Origin of the sequence: Lactonifactor sp. BIOML-A5 (assembly GCF_009677585.1) — a bacterium.
In the GTDB taxonomy this organism is placed as follows: domain Bacteria; phylum Bacillota; class Clostridia; order Lachnospirales; family Lachnospiraceae; genus Lactonifactor.
Genome location: NZ_WKYV01000002.1, coordinates 253,181 through 262,548, shown reverse-complemented (window position 1 = coordinate 262,548; position 9,368 = coordinate 253,181). Strand labels below are relative to the sequence as shown.

Sequence of the window (9,368 nt, the reverse complement as noted above, 5' to 3'; positions counted from 1 at the left end):
GCCCACCGCCGCAGGATTCCTCTCACCTGGGTATAGGGAAGTTCAAGGGAGTTGGCTATTTATCCAAAACATCGAGTTATCAATAGTGGGAAACCAGAGGAAAAGTGTACAACATTCGACTTTCCCCACCCGTTTTCCGTGAATGTGAAGTGAGTCTCTGCCAGGATATAGGAGGGAGCACCGGGGGGCCGGGGTATAGGGACAAGTCAGGGAGGTTAAGCGGAGTGAGCCGAAGATCCAGTCCACCAGCTGATTAACGAGGAAGGCTTTCCTGACGAGTTTAGCAGCTGGTAGGACTTAGCTGAGGGGAACGGAGCCTCGAGCTGACTTGTCCCNGCCCACCGCCGCAGGATTCCTCTCACCTGGGTATAGGGAAGTTCAAGGGAGTTGGCTATTTATCCAAAACATCGAGTTATCAATAGTGGGAAACCAGAGGAAAAGTGTACAACGTTCGACCTTCCCCACCCGTTTTCCGTGAATGTGAAGTGAGTCTCTGCCAGGATATAGGAGGGAGCACCGGGGGGCCGGGGTATAGGGACAAGTCAGGGAGGTTAAGCGGAGTGAGCCGAAGATCCAGTCCACCAGCTGATTAACGAGGAAGGCTTTCCTGACGAGTTTAGCAGCTGGTAGGACTTAGCTGAGGGGAACGGAGCCTCGAGCTGACTTGTCCCTATACCCCGGCCCCCCGGTGCTCCCTCCTATATCCGTCCGTCTGCAACGCTGCGCTGGCCGACTATTTTATCTCGAACTTTACATACAGAAAACTATAATTTAATATCAATAGGAAAATATTGTCATATAAAATAACAAAAATATCCAGGTATTTTGCAAAAACAATAACTTGACACAAAAACATACAGGAGAAAAGCAATATTATCCTGTTCCTTTCGTGATATTCTGTTAATAACAAGTAAAATGTAAGGAGGAGATGAAGATATGGGACATAAGAAGACATAAGCAGAAATCTGCAGAATAGCAAAATCGTAAGTATAACAGTAAGCAGAGGAGGTTTTACATTGAACAGGAGTAAGAGAAAAAGAGGCTTTGCAGGTTTATTAGCAACAACGTTAACTCTCTCTATGGTTTTATCTACGGGTACTGCGGTGTTTGCGGCGCCGCCTGAGGTTCCGGAGGGATATACCCGTTATGAGGCAGAGGACGGAGTTACCTATGGGATTGAGCCAGGAAAAGAGTTTGAGCGCGGCAATGATTATTCAGGTGGTATGGCTGTAGCGAATCTGGATAAGATGAGAAGTGGGTTTGATGCCCTCGACTTTGAATTCAAAAATACTTCCCATGTGGAGATTACTGTTCCCAGAGAGGAAAATGGTGTGGTAGAAGTTGTTGTGGGTTATGTTTGCTCCGGAGGCGACAGGCCTGCAAATGACATTGCAGTAAAGAGCAATGACGGAACTCCGAAAAGGGTTGAAATACTTGGTAAGAAGCGAGCGTCTGTAAAGGTGGACATGCAGGCCGGCGACAATGTTGTATATGTATCTACTACGCTGGGAGATAAAGCGGATAACGGCTGGGTAAATATTGATTACATTGATGTGAATGATGTAACTGAGCCTGGCACAGTAGAACCGGAGGAAGTTGAGATTATCCAGCCGAATAACCCTATTATTAAGAGTATGTATACAGCGGATCCGTCCGCTCATGTATGGGATGACGGCAGAATCTATATCTATGCTTCTCATGATACAGACCCTGCCAGAGGCTGTGATCTGATGGACAGATACCATGTATTTTCATCTGACAATATGGTTGACTGGATTGATGAGGGAGAGATCCTTAGCTCTGATGATGTGGAGTGGGGCCGCCCCGAAGGCGGGTTCATGTGGGCGCCGGATGCGGCATATAAAGATGGAACCTATTATTTCTATTATCCCCATCCAAGCGAGTCCAAATGGAATGACTCCTGGAAAGTTGGTATAGCAACCAGTAAGTTTCCGGATAAAGAGTTCACAGATATAGGGTACATCGAAGGCATGGGCGGCGATGCTATGATCGATCCCTGTGTATTCATGGATGATGATGGAAAGGCATATATTTACCTGGGCGGCGGCGGCAAATGCGTAGGCGCCGAGTTAAATGATGATATGATATCCATTAAATCTGAGCCTGTTCCCATGGAGGGACTGGATGATTTCCATGAGGGTACCTGGATCTTTAAGAGAAACGGAATTTATTATCTTACATATCCTGATAACCACGGCGGAAACGGAAACCGTATGAAATATGCTACCAGCGACAGTCCTCTTGGCCCATGGGAGTATCAGGATGTATTCCTGGATTCCACCGGCTGTGACACTTCTCACGGTTCGGTAGTGGAGTACAAGGGAGAATGGTATCTGTTCTATCATAATAAAGCAATCTCGGGTACCGGGAATCTTCGTTCCGTGTGTGTGGACAAGCTGGAGTTTGACGAGAACGGAAAGATCCTTATGGTTGAGCAGACTCTGGACAGTGTAGAGCCTGTCGGCCCAAGAGTAGAGCCTTCCGAGGATATGGTAACTTATCAGGCGGATGAAGCAGAGCTGGAAGGGGATGCGGCACTTCTGGCAAATGACAAAGCATCCGCAGGCAATGTGGTTACAAACCTGCACAAAAGCGGCAGCGCAGTTGTATTTAATAATGTAGACGGCGGCGAGGTAGGCGGAAGAGCAACCATCGGTATTAATTTTTCAACTCCTGACAAAGGAAAATTAAAGCTGATTGTCAATGGCGTAGATTATTCTTATGTAAATACATTGGCTACAGGGGGCAAATCCTTCTTCACTGGTCACTCTGAGTTCACAGTAAATGATATGACTCCGGGAGCAACCAATACCGTTAGACTTGAAGGGGGAAACTCCAGAGTATTCCTTGAAAATATCACAGTTACTCCATTTAACGATGCTGACGATGAGACACCCTCTGTTACTGGAATTACTCTGAGTGGTGATTATAAAACAGCATACCAGATGGGTGACAGCTTTGACAAAACAGGCATGGTGGTGACAGCAGATTTTTCTGACGGCCGCAGCCAGAAAGTAATGGGATATAAAGTCAGTGGATTTGATTCTTCTGTCCGTGGACTTCAGACTGTAACAATAAGCTTTGAGGGCGCTGAAGCACAGTTCCAGGTAAGAATTATCGCTCCGCCTGAATGGGTACAGAGCGGTGACCGCTGGTGGTATGACAACGGAGACGACACATGGCCACAGGACTGCTGGAAACAGATTGATGGCAAGTGGTATCATTTTGACACTAATGGCTACAGACAGACCGGCTGGCTTCAGGACGGAAAGAACCGTTATTTCCTGAAAAACGACGGAACTATGGCTACAGGCTGGGCAAATGACCGCGGCAGCTGGTATTACCTCAGAGAAGATGGAACTATGATGACGGGATGGCTGAAGGACAGAAGCTGCTGGTATTATCTGAATGGAGATGGAAGCATGGCAACCGGGTGGGTAATGGCAGGGGGCGCCTGGTATTACTGCAACGGAAGCGGAATCATGCAGACCGGATGGCTGAAAGAGAGCGGAACCTGGTATTATCTGAAAGACAGCGGTGCTATGGCCACAGGCTGGCTGCTGGATGGAACTACCTGGTACTATCTGAATGCAAACGGAAGCATGGCCACAGGCTGGATTAAGATAGGAAACACCTGGTATTACTGCAATGGAAGCGGAGCTATGCAGACCGGCTGGATTAAGAGCGGAACTACCTGGTATTATCTGAAGAACAGCGGGGCTATGGCCACAGGCTGGCTGCTGGATGGAACTACTTGGTACTATTTAAAGAGCAGCGGAGCTATGGTAACAGGCTGGGTGAAAGACGGAAGTACCTGGTATTACTGCAGCGGAAGCGGAGCTATGCAGACAGGCTGGGTATATACAGGAGGAAATTATTACTATCTGTATGACAACGGAGCAATGGCTGCAAATACCTGGATTGGGAAATACTATGTAAACGGCTCCGGTGTGTGGACAAAAACAAGATAAATAAACAGCCGGCGGGATATTCCGCCGGCTGTTTTCATACCATTATGCAAGAGATTGTTTGTTTTTTTCGTCCTGATAAGTATAGTCCCCCGAGGCATTGGCCTCCACTTTTTTAATGCTTTCATTGAGGGACAGCATTTTGGCATCCAGCTGTGCAACGATCTTAGCGCATTCCTTCAGCTCTTCGCTGATAAAATCCGGGGCGTTTCCTTCGAATTTGTAGTAGATCTTATGCTCTAAACTGGCCCAGAAGTCCTGGGCAACTGTGCGGATCTGAATCTCTACCTTTGTGTCCACAACACTGTCAGATAAAAAGATTGGGACTGTAACAAGCATGTGGTAGCTTTGATAACCGCTTTCCTTTGGATGCTTCATGTAGTCTTTTAAAGCCAGAATCTTTAGATCACTTTGCTTGGCAATCATATCTGCAATACGGTAGATGTCCGAGGTAAAGGAGCAGGTAATACGGATACCGGCAATGTCGTTTACGTATTTTACCATATTTTCTATACTGGACTCATAGCCGTTTTTTTTCAGCTTTTTTACAATACTCTCCGGTTTTTTAATCCGGGATTTTACGTGTTCTATAGGGTTGTACCGATGGATATGCTGGAATTCGTCATTCAGAATATCAATCTTTGTGCCTATCTCTTTCAGGGCTGCGTTGTATAAAAACATCAGGGTCTCCCAGCTGTCCACATCTTCAAAGTTGCGGATGGGAAGAGTCTTACTTTGCATGGGCCTCACATCCTCTTTAGTTTCATCGTCCATTCTCACGCTCTCCTGCCCTGGAAAATATCACCAGCACGGTAATGCGTTAAAGAATGGCTTTTTCCTATTATACCATAGACCGGGTGACTTTGGCAAAATCTTAACAAAAATTAATAGAATGTTTAGGATTCTATTCCCTTTCTGGCGGGGAGTCCCTGGTCGAAGGGATGCTTAATTTTTTTGATCTCAGAGACATAGTCTGCCGCGTCTATCAGCGCCTGGCTGGGTCCTTGCCCTGTAAGAATAACCTCCAGTTTTTCCGGCTTGTGTTTCAGAAAATCCAGGAGTAGTTCCTCATGAAAAAGTCCTGCGCGGATGGTATAGATTAACTCGTCCAGGAAAAGCACATCATAATCCTCTTCCCGTGCCTTTTGGGTGATCTTACGAAACTGCTCTTCATAAAAGAGTGTCCGTTCCGCTTTTTCTTCCTTGGACATCTGAAAACTGAATTTTTCCTGCTCCAGACCTTCCATCAGGGTAATATTGGGAACCTCTTTCAGAACACTGCGTTCGCTGGTTTTATTGTTTTTCATAAACTGGTACAGAAGCACCCGGTATCCGTATCCGGCCGCCCTGACGCAGAGTCCCATTCCGGTTGTGGTCTTCCCTTTTCCGTCTCCGCAGTAAATGTGAACATATCCAATATCTTTTTTCATATCTGTGTCATCCCCCATTCTAAAAACACTGTTCGCTATACTTCCAGTTTCATATCTCCGGGCTTAATCCATCCGGCTTTTCTCATGGAACGGGAAACCCCATAGGCGAGAAGGCCGGGCAGGACAAAGTGTATGAGAAGGATCTTGACCAGAACTACGGTGGCTCCCTCCTGGGGCACCATTACCTGCCAGGTCATAATCTGTCCTACAAGACCTGCCGTACCCATTCCGGAGCCGGTTGCATTGCTTGTCATCTTAAATAGCATGGTACCTACAGGACCCAGAATGGCACTGGATACAATCGCCGGCAGCCAGATGACCGGCTTACGCACAATATTGGGAACCTGAAGCATAGAGGTTCCGATTCCCTGTGCGATAAGGCCTGAGATTCCATTTTCCTGAAAGCTTGCCACGGCAAAACCAATCATATTACAGCAGCAGCCAATGGTGGCGGCTCCGGCGGCAAGGCCAGAAAGATTAAGGATAACCCCAAGAGCAGCGGAGCTGATTGGCAGGGTCAAAATCATACCCATCAGCACAGATACTATAATGCCCATGAGCAGAGGCTGCTGTTCTGTACCCCAGTTTATCAGGGCGCCCAGCTTTGTCATCATAGCACTGATGGGGGGGCCTACCAAAAGTCCTACTGCAGATCCGGATACAATAGAAACCAGAGGTGTAACCAGAATATCCACCTTTGTGCGGCCGGATACGATGTGTCCCAGCTCAATGGCTACATAGGCGGCGACAAATGCCCCCAGGGGCTCCCCGGGGCCGGCCAGAACCACAGAACCGTCAGCGGCAAATACAGCCCCGGACAGGATCTTTCCGGCAAATCCGCCCACCATACCTGCAGTAGCCGCGGAGAGTACCACCAAGGGACTCTCCTTGAAACGGCAGGCTACGCCCACGCCAATGCCGGCGCTGGTCATGGCAGCTGCCATCTTTCCAAACTGATACAGGACAGAACCTATATTTCCGCCTATCAGATTTCCCAGCTGCTGAACGATTGTGCCGATTATCAGAGTGGCAAAGAGGCCTGATGCCATACCGCTTAACCCATCTATAAAGATCCGGTTAAAGATTTTCTTAAACATGAATAGTTCTCCTATCTCACCTCGTATTAAGTCTTAAGGAAGTCTTCTAAACACCTTATAATTTCAGGTTTTTAAATAAAGACCCCAGATTTGTGGTAACTTCTTCCGATTTGGGAAGTTCAAAGGTTTCCTCTTCAATTTCTTTTGCGGCTACATCGTTCAGCGCTTTCATGCTGAGACTCAGCTTGCCGTCTTTAATGGCAATTACTTTCACCTTTACCTGATCTCCCACGCTGAGGCATTCAGAGGGGGTCTTAATCCTTTTCTCGCTGATTTGTGATATATGCACCAGGCCGGACAGTCCATTCCCAAGGTTGACAAAAGCGCCGTAGGGCTGAATGCTTTCCACCACACCTTCTGTCACCAGACCTACTGCCACATTAGAGATTCTGGCCTTTCTTTCCTCTTCAGCCTTCTCGCGGAGTATCTCTCTGGCAGAAAGGATCAGACGGTTTTTTTCCTTGTCAAGGTCAAATACTCGTACCTGGATGGGCTTGTTCAGATAGTCTTCCAGATTCTCCACATAACTCAGGGAAAGCTTGGAAGCCGGGATAAATCCTCTCACATCTTCCACGTAGGCGATAACTCCTGCATTTACAACGCCTTTCACAGTTACATCAAGTATGGTTTTGCTGTCTTTGAGCTCCTGAAGCTTCTGCCATGCCAGAGTATCGTTGGCTTCTACCCGGGATAAGAGAATATTGCCGCGTCCGTCGTCTGTCTTGACTACTGTGGCGGACACTTCATCCCCTACGGAAACGTGCTCTTTTACAGAATATCCAGGCATACGGCTGAAGTCTTCATTTTTAATAATTCCCTCTGCGTAATAGCGGAGGTCGAGAGTGACCTCTGTGTCACTGATGGAGATAACCGTGCCGGTAATGATATCCCCCTCTTCAATTTTTTTAAAAGAGGCTTCTAACTCCTGGGTGTAATCCTCCATAGATTCCTGGTTTTGGGGTGCAGTCATTTCTTCCGGTGTTTTCATTTCTTCAGACATAGTGTTCCTCCTTATTTTATGCTGACGCTTTTCTGATAATTATATCATAATGTGGGGAAAGTATAAAATATAATTTACAATTTCCCCGTAGCTTTTGGAGAATGAATATGTTACTATAAGTCAAAACAGGATGACTGTTGCGAATTTGCACTAAAAATAGGAGATAATTAGAATGATAAAACAGCGGAGAATTTATGTGATTGGACATAAGAATCCGGATACGGACTCTATCTGCTCAGCGATTGCCTATGCAGACATTAAAAACCGTACAGACAATAAATCAAGATATGTTGCCAAGAGGGCAGGGCAGCTCAACGAGGAGACCGAATATATTTTAAAACGTTTCCATGTAGAGACCCCAGGATATATAGCGGATGTAGGGACTCAGGTAAAGGATATGGAGATACGGGAAACTCCCGGAGTAGATAAAAATATTTCCATCAAAGACGCCTGGGAGATTATGAAAGAGAATAATGCAGTGACTCTTCCTATTACAAAGGAGGACGGCAGGCTGGAGGGCCTGATAACTACAGGGGACATTGCGAAGTCCTATATGGATGCTCACGACAATTTCTTTTTATCCCGTGCCAGAACGAAGTATCAGAGCATTGCCAAAACCGTGGAGGGGGAAATAATTGTTGGAAATGAGCATGCCTGTTTTACCAGGGGACGTGTCTTTGTGGGGGCTGCCTATCCGGATAAGATGGGCACGTATCTGGAGGAAAATGACCTTGTGATTCTGGGAGATCGCAGAGAGGATCAGCTGTGCGCCCTGCAGCATAATGTGAGCTGTATGATTATCTGCGTGGGAGGGGAGGCCGATGAGGACATCCGAAAAAGCGCGGAAGAGAAGCAGATTGTAATTATAAAGACACCTTTGGATACCTTCACAGTGGCAAGGCTGATCAACCAGAGCATTCCTCTGCGCTCCCTTATGAAGACGGAGAATCTGATCACCTTTCAGACAGATGACTTTACAGATAATATAAAAGAGGTTATGGCTACCAACCGGCACAGAGCTTTCCCTGTGATCAATAAGCACGGTAAGTATGTGGGTACGGTTTCCCGCAGAAACCTGCTGGGCATGAAGAAAAAGCAGCTGATCCTTGTAGACCATAATGAAAAGTCCCAGGCGGTAGATAATGTGGAAGCAGCCGACATACTGGAGATTGTAGATCATCACAGACTGGGAAGCCTTGAGACAATACAGCCGATTTTTTTCAGGAATCAGCCTGTGGGCTGCACGGCAACTATTATGTATCAGATATACTCGGAGAAAGCCCTGGAGATTACCCCTTCCATTGCCGGACTTCTCTGTGCCGCCATCATATCAGATACGCTGATGTTCCGTTCCCCTACCTGTACGTTTGCAGACAAGATGGCGGCGGGAGCACTGGCACAGATTGCCGGGATAGATATTGAGAAATTTGCCGCTGAGATGTTTCAGGCGGGAAGCAATCTGACAGGGAAATCACCGGAGGAAATATTTTACCAGGATTTTAAAAAGTTTATTGTGGAAGAGGACGCGTTTGGCGTAGGGCAGATTAGTTCCATGAGTACAGAGGAGCTCCAGGAAGTAAAAGCCCGGATGATCCCATTTATGAAAAATGAATGCGGCAAAAACGGCATTTCCATGGTGTTTTTTATGCTTACGGATATTATGGGGGAATCCTCTGAACTTCTCTGCTACGGAGAGAATAGTAATAAATTGATAGAGGAAGCTTTTCCGGGGGCGGCATGCACCAGAGACGGTTCTTACCTGCTCACTGGGGTCGTATCCAGAAAGAAACAGCTGATTCCGTCTTTTATGAGCACAATTCAGCAGAATGGTTAATCGGGAAGGGGGAGAGTT

General features: G+C 46.9%; 6 protein-coding genes. 2 read left to right on the top strand and 4 right to left on the bottom strand.

Going from position 1 to position 9,368, the window contains the following annotated elements; genetic code table 11:
- Positions 1 to 1,016 precede the first annotated feature (1,016 nt).
- Positions 1,017 to 3,992, top strand: a complete 2,976-nt coding sequence (locus tag GKG41_RS02635) for a family 43 glycosylhydrolase (protein WP_154256925.1) — start codon at positions 1,017 to 1,019, stop codon at positions 3,990 to 3,992.
- Positions 3,993 to 4,034: 42 nt separating this feature from the next.
- On the opposite strand, the gene GKG41_RS02630 is transcribed toward GKG41_RS02635, so the two are convergent.
- The 4 genes from GKG41_RS02630 to GKG41_RS02615 form a co-directional block, all read right to left on the bottom strand.
- On the bottom strand, positions 4,035 to 4,730 hold the full coding sequence (locus GKG41_RS02630; RefSeq protein WP_154256932.1) for a GTP pyrophosphokinase family protein: 696 nt from the start codon (positions 4,728 to 4,730) through the stop codon (positions 4,035 to 4,037).
- Between the two features lie 155 nt (positions 4,731 to 4,885).
- Positions 4,886 to 5,419, bottom strand: a complete 534-nt coding sequence (locus tag GKG41_RS02625) for a cob(I)yrinic acid a,c-diamide adenosyltransferase (protein WP_154256924.1) — start codon at positions 5,417 to 5,419, stop codon at positions 4,886 to 4,888.
- 35 nt (positions 5,420 to 5,454) lie between these two features.
- A complete protein-coding gene (locus GKG41_RS02620; protein ID WP_154256923.1) occupies positions 5,455 to 6,516 on the bottom strand; it encodes a PTS sugar transporter subunit IIC in 1,062 nt (353 codons plus the stop codon).
- Positions 6,517 to 6,571: 55 nt separating this feature from the next.
- Positions 6,572 to 7,516, bottom strand: coding sequence for a S1 RNA-binding domain-containing protein (locus GKG41_RS02615; RefSeq protein WP_154256922.1), 945 nt, complete (start codon positions 7,514 to 7,516; stop codon positions 6,572 to 6,574).
- A 172-nt stretch (positions 7,517 to 7,688) separates the two neighbouring features.
- On the opposite strand from GKG41_RS02615, the gene GKG41_RS02610 reads away from it, so the two are divergent.
- A complete protein-coding gene (locus GKG41_RS02610) occupies positions 7,689 to 9,350 on the top strand; it encodes a putative manganese-dependent inorganic diphosphatase (protein ID WP_154256921.1) in 1,662 nt (553 codons plus the stop codon).
- Positions 9,351 to 9,368: the final 18 nt, after the last annotated feature.

What these genes read in the sequence shown, in the direction of transcription:
- GKG41_RS02630 (WP_154256932.1), bottom strand. Translation starts at nt 4,730, where the DNA reads ATGCAAAGTAAGACTCTTCCCATCCGCAACTTTGAAGATGTGGACAGC.
- GKG41_RS02620 (WP_154256923.1), bottom strand. Translation starts at nt 6,516, where the DNA reads ATGTTTAAGAAAATCTTTAACCGGATCTTTATAGATGGGTTAAGCGGT.
- GKG41_RS02610 (WP_154256921.1), top strand. Translation starts at nt 7,689, where the DNA reads ATGATAAAACAGCGGAGAATTTATGTGATTGGACATAAGAATCCGGAT.
- GKG41_RS02625 (WP_154256924.1), bottom strand. Translation starts at nt 5,419, where the DNA reads ATGAAAAAAGATATTGGATATGTTCACATTTACTGCGGAGACGGAAAA.
- GKG41_RS02615 (WP_154256922.1), bottom strand. Translation starts at nt 7,516, where the DNA reads ATGTCTGAAGAAATGAAAACACCGGAAGAAATGACTGCACCCCAAAAC.